Here is a 16,430-nt window from a genome sequence, read left to right as displayed (position 1 = left end):
TACTCAACGGATTTAGTATAATTCATAATTCATAATTCATAATTCATAAGTACCTAAGCAAAATTAATTACACATATCTAACCCCGCTCTTGCCTCTTGCCTCTTGCCTATCTTCACTAGGAAATTAATTTTGCACGACTACTTAATTCATAATTCATAATTCATAATTCATAATTCATAATTCCCACGTCCACCTAATTAGTATTTTCCCATGCTTAGTCAGCAACTTTGGCAGAGCCATCAAGATATAGTACAAGCTTGTCTAGAACACCCTTTTGTGCGAGGTATCACCACAGGAGAGCTTAAACGGGACTGTTTCGCTTTTTATGTCGGTCAGGATGCTTTTTTTCTGGAATCTTTCGCCCGTGCTTACAGTATCGCCGCTGCTAAAGCTCCCGATTGGCAGGGATTTACTAGCTTTCATCGGTTAGCGGCGGGGGTATTAAAGGAATTAGAATTACATGAAAATTATGCTTTACAGTGGGGGGTTGACCTGAGAAAGGTTCAGCCCGCTAATGCCACCCGTCGCTATACGGATTTTCTTCTCGCTACCGCTTGGATGGGTGACATCGGTGCGATTGCCGTGGCCATGAGTCCCTGTATGCGTCTTTATGCTTATCTGGGTCAACAATTAGCCTTAGAGCCGATTTCTGAGAATCCCTATCAAGCTTGGATTGATAGTTATAGTGGGGATGAATTCGCCGCTTTAGCAAGCCAGTTAGAGGAATTAGCCGATAAATACGCCCCGATGACCGAAAATATCTCTTTATCCTATCGTTATGCCCTTAGTTGTGAACAGGACTTCTTTAGTGCCGCCTACAGCCGGGGCAAATCTTAAAATTTTCCCGTCACAATGTTAAGAAATATAAATAACGCTAAGATTAAGGTAAGCAAAATCGTCATTATAAAAATAATGTTCCCTTCGCAACCCGCCGAAAACGAACTCCTGAAAACCATCTTGGAACCTCTACTAGAGGATTTCACCTATTGGTTTTCCCGTTCCCGTCTTCTCCTCGAATCCGAGAGATTATCCTTTCTCAGCCTCGAGGAACAAAACGATTTATTAGCAAGAGTCAAAAACGCTCAACAGGAGGTGGCCACGGCTCATTTACTCTTTAAAACCACAGGTGGTCAGGTGGGTATCGAGGCTAAGATGTTATTGCCTTGGCACCAGCTGGTGGCAGAGTGTTGGGGGGTCAGCAGTCGTCGTCGATTACAGGGTTGGGGAGAATATCAATCTCCTCAAACTGACGCTTAACCTGAAACTTTTTTGGTAAGCTAGAGAGTTGAGCGAATTTTTAGCATAAAGTTTTGTCAATTAGGAATATTCACACATAATTCATGGGAGACTCGGCCAATGTTACATCTGCTCTATATCCTCGCCTTCACAGTTATCGCTTTTTTGACCATTAATAATTTAATTCGGAGTCTGATTACTGTCAGCATGGATTCCCAGAAACGTCCTGCTAAATCGGCTAATTCCTATAATCCCTACGGTTATCCCATGACTTCCCATCCGGAACTTTTGGACGAGGCCGGACAACCGATTAATGAACCTCTGTTAGTGATTCGTTCTCTAACTGTCGAAGATGCTCGTCAACAGTTAGATGCCATTTATAATTCTTCTCCCAGTAATACCAAAGAGCAAGATGAAGAAATCTAATTGGTTCTAGAATGGCAGTCCTTGAAAACAGATATATTTATCTACACGGTTTTGCTTCTAGCCCCCAATCAACAAAAGCGCAATTTTTGAGACATTGTTGGCAAAAGAGGGGTTTAGCAATGGAAATTCCCGATCTTAACAGTGATGACTTTTCTAGCTTAACGCTCACTCGTCAGATTGTTCAAGTCGGCCAATTGATTGAACAATGTCAGTTTCCCGTTACACTGATTGGTTCCAGTTTTGGCGGTTTAACGGCAGCTTGGCTGGCAGAAACTTATTTTCAGGTGCAAAGGCTCGTTTTATTAGCTCCCGCTTTTAATTTCGGGCCGATTTGGTTAGGACAATTGGGAGCGAAAACCCTAGCCAATTGGCAAAAATCTGGGAGTTTATCGGTTTATCACCACGGTTATCGTCGTTATCTGCCGATTTATTACAAGTTTATTGAGGACTTAGCTAATTATCCCCAAGAAAAGTTAATCAGGCAGCTCCCCACCCTGATTATTCATGGCAGTGACGATGAGGTGATTGCCCTAGAAAATAGTCGCCATTATGCTTTTTCTCGTCCTTGGGTACAGTTAATCGAATTAGATAGCGATCATGCCCTTACCGATGTTTTGACAAGAATCTGGGCTGAAATGCAATTATTTCTAGACATCGGTCTTTAGGCAGCAATTCTCATTTTGAAACGATTTTGCGTTGTTTCAGCGATCTAGAGATTCGTTAAGAATTATTAACCCCTCTAGGTGCAAGGGTTTTAATGTCATGAAACCTTAAAATGAGAATTGCTGGGTAAATACAGAAGCCAAAAACCTAACTAATATTAGCCAAAATTACTCATGACTTGTGCTATAACCGTTCTATGAGTAAGTTAACCATATCGGAAGCCGCTAAATTGAAAGGTGTAAGCGTATCGACGTTAAGGCGTTGGGATGTAAACTAATTCCAGAACGGACTGCTAATGGGCATCGTCGTTATACAATTTCTCAGTTGCTTGGTTTAAAAGAGAATCTCTCTTATACTGTTGGCTATTGCCGTGTTTCTAGTCATGACCAAAAGAAGGATTTAGAACGTCAAAAAGAAGTTGTCGAACTGTTTTGCGCTCAAAACGGTTGGCAAGTTGAAATTATAGACGACCTAGGTTCAGGACTTAACTACAACAAAAAAGAATTAAAGCGATTAATTCGGTTGATTGTTGATAGTAAAGTAGAGAGATTATTCTTAACTCATAAGGATAGATTACTTAGATTTGGTAGTGAATTAATCTTTAGTCTGTGTGAGCAATTCGGGACTGAAGTTGTCATTATTAATCGAACTGAAGACAGTACATTTGAGGAGGATTTAGCAGAAGATGTCTTAGAGATTATTACGTTATTTTCCGCTAGATTGTATGGCTCTAGAAGCCATAAAAATAGAAAAATCGTAGAGGAGTTAAGAGACGTTGCTACTAGGATTCAAGACTGAGTTAAAACTAAATAATCAACAACGCTCATTATTAGCCCAACACGCAGGAACCGCACGTCATGCTTGGAATTGGGGTTTGGCTTTAACCAAGCAAATTTTAGACCATAATCAAGCTAACCCTGATGAAAAAATCAAGTTTCCTACGGCTATTGACCTTCATAAATGGTTGGTAGCATTGGTAAAATCAGAGCATGATTGGTATTATCAAGTGTCTAAATGCGCTCCCCAATGGGCGTTAAGAGCTTTATCCGATGCTTGGAAAAGATGCTGCAAGAAGATAGCCAAACCACCAAATTTCAAGAAGAAAGGTAAACAGGATAGTTTCACTTTAGATGGGAGCATTAAAGTTGCCCATCAAAAGATAAAAGTTCCTGTGATTGGTTGGTTAAAAACCTACGAGCGGCTACCATATAGATACCAGCCAAAATCTGTCACTATTAGTAAAAAAGCTAATAGGTGGTTTATTAGTTTTAAGATGGAAGTTGAACAGCAAACAACCAATAAAACTCATGATGTAGTTGGTTGTGATCTGGGAATTAAATCTTTAGCTACTTTATCGACAGGGGAGACGTTTGAAGGCTCTAAAAGTTATCGTAAATACGAAAAACAATTAGCCAGACTTCAATACTTGAACCGACATAAGGTAAAAGGTTCAAATAATTGGAACAAAGCCCAACGGCAAATAGCTAAACTTCATTTTAAAATAGCTAATATCCGTAAAGATACGTTACATAAACTCACCACTTATTTAGCCAAGAACCACGGAAAGATAGTAATTGAGGATTTAAATGTGTCTGGGATGATGGCTAATCACAAATTAGCTAAAGCCGTTCAGGATATGGGTTTTTACGAGTTCCGAAGACAACTTGATTATAAAACTCAGTTGTATGGTTCGGAATTAATCATAGCCGATAGGTGGTTTCCTAGTAGTAAAACCTGTTCCAATTGTGGGTACAAGAAAGAGTCTCTATCTTTAACTGAAAGAGTTTTTGAGTGTGAACAATGCCATGCAGTTTGCGGTCGAGACTTGAACGCTAGTCTAAATCTAGCTTCTTTGGCGGTGAGTTCCACCGTGTCAGCTTGTAGAGTAGATAGTGCCGACACTACTACAGTGAAGCAGGAAGTTAACGTCAAATTTGCTCATGAGTAGATTTGAGTAAGTTTAATAGAACGGATATGATTGAACCACAAAGGCACGAAGGACACTAAGGGAATTAACCACATCTCAAGAGTCTCAATTATGAATACTTACAAAATACAAACAGTTTTAACTGAAGATGGGACGGTATTATTGAAAGAATTACCTTTTCACGCTGGAGATGCGGTGGAAATTATTATTTTAGGGCAATCTAAAACATCGTCATCATCTAGTCAGGAAAAACTAATACATTCCTTGAAAGGTTCTGTCCTTCGTTATGATGATCCCTTTGAACCAGCTATTCCACCAGAAGACTGGGAAGTTCTAAAATGATTATTTTGGACACTCATATTTGGCTCTGGTGGGTTGACAGTAGCTCACGTCTCACAGCACGGCTAGAACAATTAATTTTAGAGCATCAGGTTAGTGAGCTTGGAGTTAGTATTTTTTCTTGCTGGGAAGTTGCTAAATTAGTTGAGAAGAACCGAGTGGAGTTATCTTATCCGGTCGATGAGTGGCTCAATTATGCGATCTCGCGTAGCGAGCGCGTTGCGACCGCTTATCCAGGTGTTCAATTACTTCCACTGACGTTACCCATTATCGTGCAATCAACTCAACTTGCTGGATTTCATAACGATCCAGCCGACCAAATTATTGTCGCCACAGCGAAGGTTCATAATTGTCCCCTCCTGACAGTAGATGAAAAAATACTTGCCTACCCCGACGTAAACACGCTTAAGTGATTCCTTTTAGCCAAAGAACTCGCCTATTTATAGCTTATGCGCCAGAAAAAATTGGACTACCGACGCGATCGCCTACAATCGTCTAGTCACCTCCTGTCCAAAGATTACGGACTAGCCAACGAATACAAACCCTCTCCCCAACAAACAACCCTTCCTTTGTGTCCTTTGTGCCTTTGTGGTTCCTTATGTCAAGAGTCTCAATTATGAATACTTACAAAATACAAACAGTTTTAACTGAAGATGGGACGGTATTATTGAAAGAATTACCTTTTCACGCTGGAGACGCGGTGGAAGTGATCATACGATCGCATCCCAAAACTCAGCCAGATAAAATTATTACTAATAAATCAGCGTCTAATTTATATCCGTTACGCGAAAAAGAACCCTCTCGATACGACGAAACTCTTGAGCCTGCGGATAGGGAATATCTCAAGGGAATTTCATCTATGATGAGTGAATGGGAGTCAGAGGCTGATGAATGCGCCTACAGTGATTTATGAACAGTTTGATGTTGTCGTTGTTCCCTTTCCTTTCACTGATATAAATGCCACTAAACGACGACCAGCTTTGATTTTGTCTGATGCGATCGCTTTCAATACTTCTGTTGGTCGTAGCGTTATGGCAATGATTACAACGGCAACCCATTCTTCTTGGTTGCTTGATGTAAGGATTACCAATCTACAAGTGGCCGGATTAAAAACTCCATCTATTGTCCGCATGAAGTTATTTACCCTAGAGCATTCACTAATTGTCAAGCGCATCGGCAAATTGACAGTGACCGATCGAAGTATTGTAGAGAAAGCTCTCAAACAATTATTTAAGCTCAACTAAACCTTTGTGTCCTTTGTGCCTTTGTGGTTCTTTTATCTTCCATGACCTACCGTAAAAAACTCATTGAAGTGGCCCTACCCCTAGAAGCGATTAACGTCGAATCGGCACGGGAAAAGTCGATTCGGCACGGTCATCCCTCTACTCTACATCTTTGGTGGGCTAGGCGACCTTTAGCGGCTTGTCGGGCGGTTTTATGGGCTTCTTTGGTGGATGATCCCTCCAGTTGGCCAGAGAAATTTCCCACGGAAGAAGCACAGAATCAGGAACGGCAGCGATTGTTTGATATTTTGGGCAGGATTGACCTTGAAAAGGACAAAAAAGGCAACATTAAGCAGGTGGTTAGAGGTTTGGTATCTTGGGATGAGATTAATCAGCCTAACTCAGCAGTATTGCTAGAAGCACAGCGAGAAATTGCTCGCTGTTTAGCTTGGGAACGTGGCCAAGAACCCCCCACTAAACCGGATGCTATACGCGACTATATCGCTAAATATGCCCCCCCTGCCTATGATCCGTTTTGTGGTGGTGGTTCCATTCCTCTTGAGGCCCAGCGCTTGGGATTGCAGGCCCACGGTAGTGACCTCAATCTGGTGGCGGTGTTGATTACTAAGGCTTTGATTGAGATTCCGCCCAAGTTTCAGTATAAACCGCCGGTTAATCCCGATTCTCGTCAAAAACAAAAGATTTCTTCCTGGGATGGGGACCAGGGATTAGCCGCAGATGTGCGCTATTACGGGCAATGGATGCGGGATGAGGCTTTTGATGTGGTGCGGACAGTGACGGAGAATTGTCGGACTTTGAAATTTAATAATCATTCTTTTGAACCGGAGTGAATATCGGGAAATTTCCCTATCTGGATTCGGTCATGGCTCTCTTATTCTTTGCGTGATCAGTTTAACTTACTATAGCTGAACTTCCCCCATACATATATACCATAATAGCCGAAAACCCTTATCCATCAATGGATGCACCCCCTTAACTTTTCTTAATATACCCATGTAATTTGGGTTCTTGGGTTTCTGTTATGCAATGGACAGGGGTTATAAGGGATAGAACCCTTATATAGAAAGGCATTTAGTGATTTTTGTCAATTATTTTTGATCTAGAGCGAACTAATCAATTAAGTCTCTTGCCAGATAAGGATTTAGTCGATTTATGCTCCCATATCGAACCATACCAAGTCCCGAAGAGCCGTAATTTGTAACATTTCTTAATGGACAAGAATTCTCTCTATTTGCTAAAATGATAGCCATGTATATAGAAAAAGTTCCTAACCGTAATTCTCCCCCCGCTGTTCTTCTTCGAGAGTCCTACCGAGAAGGAGATCAAGTCAAAAAAAGAACCGGCTCTTCGTTACTTGGTATGGTTCGATAGGGGGGCATAAATTGACTAAATCCTTATCTGACAACAGACTTAATTGATGAGTTCGCTCTAGATGAAAAACAATTGACAAAAATCGCCAAATGCCTTTCTATATAAGGGTTCCATCCCTTATAACCCCCGTCCATTGCATAAGACAAACCGAAGAGCCAAAGAACCCTGGCCAATCTCTCAAAATTACCCGATGATATTATCGACAATCTAAAACTGGCTCTTAAAGGAGCAACACTGTCCATGAATGAAGGCATTCCCAATCATTTTGAAGTGATTAGAAGTCTTCCTCATGGTCATGTGATGGCTATTTTAGAGACGATTAAAAAATTAGGTTTAGATAAAATAATCAGTGAAAAATCCTCACGAATCAGAAACTTAGTGGTGGCAATGATTGTGGCAAGAATCATCAATCCTAAATCGAAATTAGCCACAGCGAGAGGGTTTAATAGCGAAACTTGCAGTCAGAGTTTAGGACAATTGTTAGACTTAGAGAAAGCCGATGAAGACGAATTATATAACGCCTTAGATTGGTTATTAGAAAAACAAGAGAAAATTGAGAAGCACCTAGCACTTAAACACTTAGAATCAGGAACATTAGTCTTGTATGATGTCACTTCTAGTTACCTAGAAGGAGATGGTTGTGAACTGGGAAAATATGGTTATAACCGAGATAAAAAGAAAGGGAGAACTCAGATAGTTTTTGGTTTGTTGTGTTCAGCTAAGGGTTGTCCGATAGCGGTAGAAGTCTTTGAAGGAAACACTTCAGATGGTGCTACTTTAAGCGGACAAATTGAGAAAGTCAGAAAGGGTTGGGGGATTGAGAATGTGGTCTGGGTAAGCGATAGAGGAATTTTAACCAACTCGAAAATCAAGGAATTAGTAAAACCCATAGAAGGATTAGACTATATTACTGGTTTAACTAAGCCTCAAATTCGGAAACTGGCTGAGGTAGAAGTGATTCAATTAGGATTATTTGAGCAGGTAAACTTGGTGGAATTTGAGAGTGAAGATTATCCCGACGAAAGATTAATTGCTTGTCGGAATCCTTTAATCGCCCAGAAAAATCAACTACAAAGAGAGGCATTATTAGAGGCGGTAGAGAAGGAACTAGATTTGATTGTTCAGGCGACTCAAAGGGAGAAAAGAGCTTTAAAGGGTCAAGATAAGATAGCTTTGAGAGTCGGTAAGGTTCTTAATCAGTTTAAGGTCAATAAATACTATAACTTAGAGATAACAGAGGAAGGCTTTTCTTATCAGCGTAAGCGGGAATTAATCGCTCAAGAAATGGCTTTGGATGGTGTGTATGTGTTAAGAACTTCTCTGGAGTCAACCTTGATGGATGCAGCGACGACGGTTAAAGCTTATAAAAGTTTGTCTCAAGTGGAGGAGGCATTTCGCTGTTATAAGTCAATTGATTTAAAGGTACGTCCTATCTATCATTATAAGGGTGATAGAGTCAAGGCTCATATCTTTTTATGTATGTTGGCTTATTATGTGGAATGGCATTTAAAACAGTGCTTGGCTCCTTTGTTATTTGAGGATGAAGAAATTGATGATGGTTCTCTGAATGTGATTAAAGCGAGTCGCAGTGAATCCGCTCAGTCTAAAGAGAGAAAAAAACGGAATCAAGAGAACTTTCCTGTGCATAGTTTTCGGACTTTGTTGGAAGACTTGGGGACGATTTGCTTGAATACAGTGGAATGTACGATTAGGGAGGGAAGTTATCGTTTTTCTAAGATAACTCGACCGACCCAACTGCAACAAAAAGCGTTAGATTTATTGGAAGTTTCCCTGATTTGTAGCCAGTAACGGGGCGCTGGAAATTTTCTTAATCCTTTCTACAGCACAGATTATGGCTTTTTGTCAACGGGGAAGTCCAGGAATAATACCTTTCGACAAAGGATTTCTCGGCTGGTGAGAGAGAGTCTATCTTTCTCTAAAAAAATGGAGAATCACGTTGGGGAACCCTTTGGTATTTTATCCATGACTACAATGCACAACAAAGCAAAGGATTAAGCCGCCATCACTACTACCGAATCACCACCATTTAAATGCAGGACAGCTGACGACGGCTTTGTGCTAAGATGTTTTTAGGAGACTTGAAACAGACCTGGCGTAAGACTACCGCTAAGGTAGAGGCATCCAGTGAAGCGTCAACAGTCCTGAAGGTCGTTCAATTAAGTTTGTTTGATCTGCCCAGAATCACCGTCCGATCAAGGCGGTGAGGATGTCAACGCAACTGTTGAATCCACATCACTATTACCACAGAAAAAAAATCGGCGTTGCTGATTTAGGGTATGATTGAGGAGGAAGGCGATCACCCAAAAATACCCATTATCAAACTCAGAAATTATGCAATGTCCTGAATGTCAATCCAATCATATCAATAAAAATGGTCATAAAAAAGGAAAACAGAACTATATTTGTGTGAACTGCGGAAGACAATTTATAGAGGTTTATGAACCCCAGAGAGGTTATTTTTGAAGAAATGAAACGGGAATGTCTGAAAATGTATGTTAATGGTCTGGGTTTTCGAGCCATTGAAAGGGTTAAAAACGTTCATCATACGACAATTATGAATTGGGTTAAACAAGTCGGCGAACTCTTACCGGATTATTATGACCCACAAACAATTCCCGATGTGGGAGAATTAGATGAATTAGAAACATTTGTCGGCTCAAAAAAAACAAAATCTGGTTATGGACAGCGGTAGATCACTTTAAAACAGGGATTTTAGGATGGGTTTTAGGTGATCATAGTGCTAAAACTTTTGCGGACTTATGGAAAGTTGTTGGTCAGTGGAAATGTCATTTTTATGTGACAGATGGATGGAAAGTTTACCCTAATTTTATCCCCGACGGAGACCAGATTATTAGCAAAACTTATATGACCAGAGTAGAGGGAGAAAATACTAGACTAAGACATTATTTAGCCAGGTTACATCGAAAAACTCTTTGTTATTCCAAGTCTGAACAAATGCTCAGACATTCAATTCGATTACTAATTCACTACCTAAAATTTGAGGATGTTCCAGTTCCTTATTCAAATAACAGAAGTTATTTTCCTCTGAATGCTCGCCATTTTGCCTAATCATACCTTAATTCAGCAACGCCTGGGGAATTACCCGTCAGTCCCTTTTTGTGGAAATACAAGGCGCTTTCAAACCGGTCGCTACCGTTAGAGAGGGGGCTTTTCTAGGGGGACCGGCCGGTATCGAACAGTCGTCAGATGACTCGATCACTTTCACCGTTAAGGACACAACCACGGGTCGCTCTACCAATTACCGGCTCGCACGCTCCTCCGCGACAGGCCCGTGCGGGATTCGTTTAAATGCCCGAAGACCGATATCGCTCACCCCGTAGTTTTTCCCAGGATAGACATTGCCCACCACCGTTAAATAAGAGTGTGAACTACTCTCAGTTTGTTTCTGGTACTTTTCTTGACCAAAAAACCTAAACCCTTTTCTAGCAAAGCTTTCACTGATATTCAGCTAACCCTAAGTAAATCTCCTTAAGAGCGATCGCACAAGCACCATTCGCCGTCCCTAAAACCTCATCACTGAGTACCTCAATTGGGGGGAGTTGACTGAAATTTCGACTTTGCCACTGTTGTCGTAATTGCGTCGCTTTAACCACATCATAACTTGTGCCAAAAGCGGTTTCCAAATTTGCCCAAAAACCATCAGATTGAGCAAAATTGAACAAAATATCGTCAACAGCAGGAAGAATCGGCAACAGGGTAGAAGTCATGACGCTGACCTAGAAAGATTACTGCGACTATTTTGTGGGAACAATCGCCAATTTTTCAAGGATTCTATCACAAAAATTAACATTTATTACAAGAAAACGGGTTTCTCAAAGAAAACGGGTTTCTCAAAGAGTTTCTCAAAGAAACCCGTTTTCTAAATGCAGAAAACGGAAATTAACATTTATTACAAGAAAACGGGTTTCTCGAAGAGACCCGTTTTCTCATTTGTTGCGAAGATGCGATCGCTAACGTCAAAGCTAGGCAGTTAAAGTATTTAACCAATTGATTAAATCTTCAACCTTAGAGAAATCGAATAAAGCTTCTCCTAATGCTTCTACATCATCAATACTTAACTGCATTATTTTAGTTTCCAATGAAGGATTAATCTCCCCTAACTTGCGTTTAAGTTGACGAATAATCAATGTCTTTTCCCGTTCGATACCTTGTTCAATACCCCGTTCAATACCTTGTTCGATACCTTGTTCGATACCTTGTTCAATACCTTGTTCAATACCCCGTTCGATACCTTGTTCAATACCCCGTTCGATACCTTGTTCGATACCTTGTTCAATACCTTGTTCAATACCTTGTTCGATACCTAGTTCAATACCTTGACGCATCCAACTGGTGGTAATTTGCATAACTCCCTCCTGTACGGGTTGACTAAATGTGCTAATCTCTTCTTGAAATTGTATCTCTTCCACTGGATTAAGATTGAGATATGTATCAATAAATCCAGAAATTAATTGCATTTTCGCTGGATTTAACCTTAAAGTAATTAACAAGCGCAGACATTCCGCTTTTACCTTGGCTCGCTCTTTCTCGGCAATGTTCATCTTCGCCATCAAAGCTGAAGCAACCGGATTCGGTTGATTAAGAAAATCTCGCCAATTTAATCGATTTAACTGCACTACTTGATAGTTAAATTCTAAGACTTTTAAATCGGGAAAATCGACTACATATTGACTAATCGCTTCTCTTTTTGGCTTTGAATAAGAAAAAATTACAATCGGATAAATCGGTAAGACAAATTTCTCATGAAAGCGAGCAAAATAACTAAACATTCGCCGGTTAAACCACTTGCGGGAACTTTGCTGCGCCTCCACATGAATCAGAAAAAAAGATTCTTTTTCTCGAAACTTAACTTGTGCGACTAAATCGCTTTCATACCTTTCTCCTTCTGTGACATCGGTAAATACTTCTTTGTCTAAAAAAGTAATCGATTCCCTATCTAAATAATCCATCAATTGAGGAAAAAACAACTCGATAAATTCGACAAAAAAGGTGGAGATTAACTCCTTAAATAATCGGTCATGGTCAATATTATTAGTCATGTAATATCATCTTAACTAATCTGAGCGATGAATGACTACTCGTCCCTATTGTATTCTGAAAAGTCGGTTTTGGCAACGGATTGTTATGACCTTACCCCCTTAACCTACAGCGATTGCCAAATTCGCCCAAAATCCATCAGATTGAGCGAAATGAAACAAAACATCGTCAATAGCAGGAAAAATCGACAAAAGGGTAGAAGTCATGACGTTAACTGCAAAAGTTGATTTCTAACAGTTTTAGCCCAACAAGTGTCGATTTTTCAATACCTCTATAACAAAAATTAACATTGATTACAAGAAAACGGGTTTCTTCAAGGGGTGACAGAGGGGCTACAAGCTAGATAGAGCGGGGGGTCTAGCCAAACGACCCCCTAAAGAAATAGAGTGGTTAGGACAACCACTCAAAATTTTAAAATGTTACCTTCATTCTATCAGGCTTGTTTACAGGCGAACCTTAGCGAGGCGAGCTATTTGACCTTACAGCTCCTAATCCTGCTCTTACAAAGTCATCGGATAGTCCAACTAGAGAAACTGGCCGCTCTTTTCCCGCAACCGATAACCTTTGAAAGTAGAAGACGGAATTTGCAGAGATTTCTTAAGCTCCCGCAACTAAACGTGAAACTCTTGTGGTTTCCTTTGATCAAACAGATCGTCAAGCTAGAATTTAGCGGAAAAAATAAAAATCGAGAGCAAAGAAGAAGGCTCAAAAAACTGAAACACGCGGGAAGATTATTAGTCGTCATAGATAGAACCGATTGGAAGGGGAGAAATTTATTCGTCGCCAGTGTGATTTGTGGTCGGAGAGCTTTGCCCGTATATTGGGTGTTACTGAATAAAAAAGGAAGTAGCGCTCTCGGGGAACAGAAAAAATTCCTCAAGCCAGTCTTAGGGTTGTTGAAACCCTATCCGCTCGTCGTAATGGGAGACCGTGAATTTCAGTCAGCGCAATTAGGGAAGTGGCTTGACGACAGAGGTGTAGCTTTTATCTTCCGTCAAAAGAAAAGTACCTACACGCGATTGAAAGATGGAGAAAACTATCAAGCCCTTTCCGAGTTAGAACCGAACCGGGGCGAGCGAAACTTCTTTCGGGGAGTGACCCACACGAAAAGCCATGAGATCGAGGGGTTCAACCTAGCAACTTATTGGAAAAGAGGTTATCGAACTAAAGGGTCTAAAGAGCCTTGGTATTTATTGACCAACCTAGAATCTTTAGAGATAACTCTCAAGTTATATAAATCTCGATTCGGGATTGAAGCGATGTTCAAAGATTGTAAAACGGGAGGATATAATCTTGAAAAAACGAAAGTGAGCGAGCCTCGCTTTCTCGCCTTAATTTTATTAATCGCTATCGCTTACTCTTTGAATACAACCCGTGGTCAAAATCTCAAGAAATCGGGAACTCGCGATTATATTTGTCGCTCCAAAGAAGCGAAACGCGGTCCGGAAAGACATAGCGATTTTTGGATAGGTACTTATGGGAGCTTCTGGATCGAGTCGATGGACGCGTACTCGGAACTCGCCTTTTCTTTGATCCGCCTCAAGCCAGGAAAACACCCCGATTTTTCTAGGGGTCTAACGGCTATGCGCCTTATCCAGCAAGCCTTTTAGTCGCCTTGTCACCCCTTGAAACGGGTTTCTCAAAGACAAGAAACCGGGTTTCTCAAAGAAACCCGGTTTCTAAATAGGTTCTCAAAGAAACCCGGTTTCTAAATACTCAGAGAAACCCAGTTTCTAGATATTGATTTTAGCCAAAGACTGCTTAAATTCTGCGAGAGAATTAGCGGTAGCTGCTAATTTTAGTAGCTCTTCTAAGATAGTAGGGTTAGTCATTTTGCCGATTATGGTTCTTCGGTTGGTGTTATGCAATGGACGGGGGGTATAAGGGATGGAACCCTTATATAGAAAGACATTTGGCGATTTTTGTCAATTGTTTTTGCTCTAGAGCGAACTAATCAATTAAGTCTCTTGCCAGATAAGGGTTTAGCCGATTTATGCCCCCCTATCGAACCATAACAAGTAACGAAGAGCCCCGATTATCTCTTCAATTTCTGAAGAAATCTCGCCAAACCGCACAGTTAAAACTGTTTTTATGTCATCACGGCTTTTTTCTAACGCGCCAATTTCCTTACCAATTTCCTTGCCAATTTCCTTGCCAATTTCTTTACCGCGTTCGATTCCTCGCAACTCCATATTACTCATTAAAGGCATGGTTCTTTCCTCCTCAAATTGTTTAATTTTACTCTCTAAACTTGACTGTAATTCAGGGGATAAAGTCATCATATTGTCGATGATTTCAAACAGTTTAATTATCTGTTCCCTCTCGAACTCCTTTTCATATAATCCTCTGATTAACCTCCACTTCCACTGTTCCCGTTCTGGCAGCTTCCCAGTAGTCGCTTTTGTTTTCAGGTGTGCCATGACTATCATAGCAGCAATTCTCATTTTGAAAAAAATCAGATAAAATTCTCTTATTTAAATAGAGAACTTGTGTAGAAGCATGATTTTTTGACAGATAATTATCATCCAAAGCTGGAGATAGACAGGTTTTAAGAACTTTGTCCACGAAAAATCGATTTCAACTCATAAATCTGGATGAAATTCTAACAAAATTTTTAGTTTTTTTATAAACAATTTTCTTTTTCTCCTTCAAGAGTTCTGACATTTTTAACTAGAATTTACTTTTTTAAATGGGACATATTCGGTTAGAATAAATGAGAAAAATTCCGACCAATTCTTAAACCAAATAAATTTTAATAGGGTACGAATATCATTAAAGAAAGAAGTCCTAGTTACTAATAGCTCACGAATCTTTTGATAGGTGTAATTAACTAAATCCAACACGGTATGAAATAAAAAAGCTAGTAAATTCAAAGACAATAAGAACTCGCACAAATGATTCTGACCATGACCAAAGTTATGCTCTAAATTATAACCGTGATTTTTAAGAACGTTATTGCCTTCATTTTCAACTTTCCATCTGCTACGTCCAGCTTTGACAATTTCTTCGACATTATTTTCCGTGATTTTATGATTAGTTATCCAATTATTTTGGTAGATAGTTTTCTGGGTTTTTTCATTAATAACAGTCACTTCACACCAATTAACTTCGAGACTTGAGTCCCCCTCTCTTAAGGGAACTCTAGAAGCATAACGATAACGATAAATTAGATTTTTTCGTCCATCCCATTGTTTCTTTTCAACGGTCCTAACTTCGCCACTTTTTTCTAAAAATTCTAGCCATTCATATAAAGTTTTATGCGACGTTTCCAAACAAACAAAAATAAAATTATAACCTTGTTTTACCGCTAATTTACAGACAGGTTCGTGAGAATATAAGTCGTCTCCTAAAAGAGTTACAGGATAACCATACTTATTTTTATGATTCCTATTTAACCATCTTTTAACGGCCGCATTTTCACAGTCTTGTTTTTGATGTCCATCTTGTTTTTTAATGAATTCTGGCTCTAAATTAATTACTTGTTTTTGCTTAGGAGAAACTACTATCGGTGTGACACAGCCATGAAAATAAGTTGTAGTTCCATTTCGATGATTACGACAGTTACAATGAGGGCAATTAATTTTCTTTGATGAGAAATATTCTGTGCCATCTAACGCCACTAATATTTCTCCATCTAAGTAGAGAAACTTTTTCAAAACTCCCTTTTCTTTTAACCATTCATAGACTTTTTGAAAAGTCCTAGAGATATTAGATGCTGGCACTGGATCTAGCAAATTTCTTATTTGATTATCCCCAGGAATTTTTTTAATTGAAAATAAACTTTCAGCATTATCTTTTCCCTTATTGCTTTTCATTAAACGTTGATGGTCTAAAAAAGACGGCGACTGAGTAAAAAAGACTGAAAATGCAGCCATCACGGCATCTTTTATCTCATATTTTCTATTATTTCCAGGTTTCCTCTCATCGGGTAAATCATCTAATTCTTGATGTAAAAATTGCATTAATTCCGAAATTTCTAGGGTTGCCGCTTTTTGAGCCATCTTGGAATAATTTGACGTGCTGGTGGATTTCTATCTCACCCATTTTACCTTAGCTGACAATAATTATAAATTTTTATTTCCCTTGAATTCCCTATTCTAAAAACAGAACTATCTTCCTGATTTAACCCCGTTCGTTCTCAGCC

The 16,430-nt window shown here is 39.7% G+C and carries 14 protein-coding genes and 5 pseudogenes; 15 read left to right on the top strand and 4 right to left on the bottom strand.

Annotated features, from left to right (window positions below):
- Positions 1-211 precede the first annotated feature (211 nt).
- From ACE3JL_RS12880 to ACE3JL_RS12815, 14 genes and pseudogenes are all read left to right on the top strand, one after another.
- Positions 212-838: a TenA family protein gene (locus ACE3JL_RS12880; protein ID WP_375327637.1), complete on the top strand. Its 627-nt coding sequence runs from the start codon at positions 212-214 to the stop codon at positions 836-838.
- Positions 839-853: 15 nt separating this feature from the next.
- Complete coding sequence (locus tag ACE3JL_RS12875) at positions 854-1,258, top strand: DUF2605 domain-containing protein (RefSeq protein ID WP_316577026.1); 405 nt, start codon at positions 854-856, stop codon at positions 1,256-1,258.
- Between the two features lie 99 nt (positions 1,259-1,357).
- Positions 1,358-1,663 carry a DUF2973 domain-containing protein gene (locus tag ACE3JL_RS12870; RefSeq protein ID WP_375327636.1) on the top strand — a complete coding sequence of 102 codons (306 nt, stop codon included), beginning with the start codon at positions 1,358-1,360 and terminating at the stop codon, positions 1,661-1,663.
- Positions 1,664-1,674: 11 nt separating this feature from the next.
- Positions 1,675-2,328 (top strand): YqiA/YcfP family alpha/beta fold hydrolase, encoded by a 654-nt coding sequence (locus tag ACE3JL_RS12865; RefSeq protein ID WP_375327635.1) that lies wholly within the window; start codon positions 1,675-1,677, stop codon positions 2,326-2,328.
- A gap of 194 nt (positions 2,329-2,522) precedes the next feature.
- Positions 2,523-3,124, top strand: a pseudogene (locus ACE3JL_RS12860) (IS607 family transposase).
- Entirely contained in the window at positions 3,102-4,274 is a 1,173-nt protein-coding gene (locus ACE3JL_RS12855) for an RNA-guided endonuclease TnpB family protein (protein WP_271988140.1), read from the top strand. The pseudogene ACE3JL_RS12860 and the gene ACE3JL_RS12855 overlap by 23 nt, the downstream one beginning before the upstream one ends.
- Before the next feature lie 90 nt (positions 4,275-4,364).
- A complete protein-coding gene (locus ACE3JL_RS12850; protein WP_271988142.1) occupies positions 4,365-4,595 on the top strand; it encodes a hypothetical protein in 231 nt (76 codons plus the stop codon).
- Positions 4,592-5,005: a type II toxin-antitoxin system VapC family toxin gene (locus tag ACE3JL_RS12845; protein ID WP_271988144.1), complete on the top strand. Its 414-nt coding sequence runs from the start codon at positions 4,592-4,594 to the stop codon at positions 5,003-5,005. The genes ACE3JL_RS12850 and ACE3JL_RS12845 overlap by 4 nt, the downstream gene beginning before the upstream one ends.
- Positions 5,006-5,041: 36 nt before the next feature.
- The gene (locus ACE3JL_RS12840) at positions 5,042-5,212 is read left to right on the top strand and encodes a hypothetical protein (RefSeq protein ID WP_271988146.1); all 171 of its coding nucleotides are present in this window, start codon (positions 5,042-5,044) and stop codon (positions 5,210-5,212) included.
- Positions 5,209-5,505, top strand: a complete 297-nt coding sequence (locus tag ACE3JL_RS12835) for a hypothetical protein (RefSeq protein WP_271988148.1) — start codon at positions 5,209-5,211, stop codon at positions 5,503-5,505. The genes ACE3JL_RS12840 and ACE3JL_RS12835 overlap by 4 nt, the downstream gene beginning before the upstream one ends.
- Positions 5,480-5,836, top strand: a complete 357-nt coding sequence (locus ACE3JL_RS12830) for a type II toxin-antitoxin system PemK/MazF family toxin (RefSeq protein ID WP_271988149.1) — start codon at positions 5,480-5,482, stop codon at positions 5,834-5,836. Before ACE3JL_RS12835 ends, ACE3JL_RS12830 begins: the two co-directional genes overlap by 26 nt.
- 41 nt (positions 5,837-5,877) lie before the next feature.
- Positions 5,878-6,594, top strand: a pseudogene (locus ACE3JL_RS12825) (DUF1156 domain-containing protein); the annotation flags it as partial.
- Positions 6,595-7,447: 853 nt separating this feature from the next.
- Positions 7,448-9,016, top strand: a complete 1,569-nt coding sequence (locus ACE3JL_RS12820) for an IS1634 family transposase (RefSeq protein WP_375327634.1) — start codon at positions 7,448-7,450, stop codon at positions 9,014-9,016.
- A gap of 543 nt (positions 9,017-9,559) precedes the next feature.
- Positions 9,560-10,297, top strand: a pseudogene (locus ACE3JL_RS12815) (IS1-like element ISMae3 family transposase).
- A gap of 407 nt (positions 10,298-10,704) precedes the next feature.
- On the opposite strand, the pseudogene ACE3JL_RS12810 reads toward ACE3JL_RS12815, so the two are convergent.
- Positions 10,705-10,956: pseudogene (locus ACE3JL_RS12810) on the bottom strand (hypothetical protein); the annotation flags it as partial.
- A 255-nt stretch (positions 10,957-11,211) separates the two neighbouring features.
- Positions 11,212-12,288, bottom strand: a complete 1,077-nt coding sequence (locus tag ACE3JL_RS12805) for a DUF4351 domain-containing protein (protein ID WP_375327633.1) — start codon at positions 12,286-12,288, stop codon at positions 11,212-11,214.
- 414 nt (positions 12,289-12,702) lie between these two features.
- Here ACE3JL_RS12805 and ACE3JL_RS12800 point away from each other — a divergent pair, with 414 nt between their 5' ends.
- The gene (locus tag ACE3JL_RS12800) at positions 12,703-13,896 is read left to right on the top strand and encodes an IS4 family transposase (RefSeq protein ID WP_149989937.1); all 1,194 of its coding nucleotides are present in this window, start codon (positions 12,703-12,705) and stop codon (positions 13,894-13,896) included.
- A 381-nt stretch (positions 13,897-14,277) separates the two neighbouring features.
- On the opposite strand, the gene ACE3JL_RS12795 is transcribed toward ACE3JL_RS12800, so the two are convergent.
- A complete protein-coding gene (locus tag ACE3JL_RS12795; protein WP_375329612.1) occupies positions 14,278-14,706 on the bottom strand; it encodes a hypothetical protein in 429 nt (142 codons plus the stop codon).
- A 332-nt stretch (positions 14,707-15,038) separates the two neighbouring features.
- A pseudogene (locus tag ACE3JL_RS12790) lies at positions 15,039-16,287 on the bottom strand (ISNCY family transposase).
- Positions 16,288-16,430 lie beyond the last annotated feature (143 nt).

This window comes from Microcystis sp. BLCC-F210 (assembly GCF_042134685.1).
In the GTDB taxonomy this organism is placed as follows: domain Bacteria; phylum Cyanobacteriota; class Cyanobacteriia; order Cyanobacteriales; family Microcystaceae; genus Microcystis; species Microcystis aeruginosa_D.
Note: the sequence above shows the minus strand (reverse complement) of the source record. Positions and strands in the feature narration are given on the sequence as shown.

Bases quoted from the DNA above. Each gene is read 5' to 3' on its own strand.
- ACE3JL_RS12870 (WP_375327636.1), top strand. From the start codon at position 1,358: ATGTTACATCTGCTCTATATCCTCGCCTTCACAGTTATCGCTTTTTTG.
- ACE3JL_RS12850 (WP_271988142.1), top strand. From the start codon at position 4,365: ATGAATACTTACAAAATACAAACAGTTTTAACTGAAGATGGGACGGTA.
- ACE3JL_RS12795 (WP_375329612.1), bottom strand. From the start codon at position 14,706: ATGGCACACCTGAAAACAAAAGCGACTACTGGGAAGCTGCCAGAACGG.
- ACE3JL_RS12840 (WP_271988146.1), top strand. From the start codon at position 5,042: ATGCGCCAGAAAAAATTGGACTACCGACGCGATCGCCTACAATCGTCT.
- ACE3JL_RS12880 (WP_375327637.1), top strand. From the start codon at position 212: ATGCTTAGTCAGCAACTTTGGCAGAGCCATCAAGATATAGTACAAGCT.
- ACE3JL_RS12875 (WP_316577026.1), top strand. From the start codon at position 854: ATGTTAAGAAATATAAATAACGCTAAGATTAAGGTAAGCAAAATCGTC.
- ACE3JL_RS12800 (WP_149989937.1), top strand. From the start codon at position 12,703: ATGTTACCTTCATTCTATCAGGCTTGTTTACAGGCGAACCTTAGCGAG.
- ACE3JL_RS12845 (WP_271988144.1), top strand. From the start codon at position 4,592: ATGATTATTTTGGACACTCATATTTGGCTCTGGTGGGTTGACAGTAGC.
- ACE3JL_RS12820 (WP_375327634.1), top strand. From the start codon at position 7,448: ATGAATGAAGGCATTCCCAATCATTTTGAAGTGATTAGAAGTCTTCCT.
- ACE3JL_RS12805 (WP_375327633.1), bottom strand. From the start codon at position 12,288: ATGACTAATAATATTGACCATGACCGATTATTTAAGGAGTTAATCTCC.
- ACE3JL_RS12830 (WP_271988149.1), top strand. From the start codon at position 5,480: ATGAATGCGCCTACAGTGATTTATGAACAGTTTGATGTTGTCGTTGTT.
- ACE3JL_RS12865 (WP_375327635.1), top strand. From the start codon at position 1,675: ATGGCAGTCCTTGAAAACAGATATATTTATCTACACGGTTTTGCTTCT.
- ACE3JL_RS12835 (WP_271988148.1), top strand. From the start codon at position 5,209: ATGAATACTTACAAAATACAAACAGTTTTAACTGAAGATGGGACGGTA.